The 245-nt window shown below is 43.3% G+C and carries 1 protein-coding gene; it reads left to right on the top strand.

Annotated elements, in window-relative coordinates; translation table 11 throughout:
- On the top strand, positions 1-245 hold a 245-nt coding region (locus ETC07_RS16360; protein WP_168709235.1), incomplete at both ends, for a PTS sugar transporter subunit IIB.

Below are 245 nucleotides of genomic sequence, written 5' to 3'. Positions count from 1 at the left end.
GCTTGGACTCCAGATTCAAAAGCAAACCGTATCATCGTTGTTTCTGACGCTGTTGCCAAAGATGAGATGCGTAAAACACTTATCACACAAGCTGCACCTCCAGGTGTTAAAGCCAACGTTGTCCCTATCAAGAAAATGATTCAACTTTCTAATGAACCTCGTTTTGGTGAACCTAAAGCTCTTCGCTTGTTTGAAACTCCTCAAAACGCACTTGCTGCTATTGAAGGTGGCGTACCTGTAGAAAC

It is taken from the genome of Halomonas borealis, assembly GCF_004798905.1.
Classification (GTDB): Bacteria; Pseudomonadota; Gammaproteobacteria; order Pseudomonadales; family Halomonadaceae; genus Halomonas; species Halomonas borealis.
The sequence above is the reverse complement of the archived record's forward strand: the minus strand, read 5'-3'. Positions and strand labels throughout refer to the sequence as shown.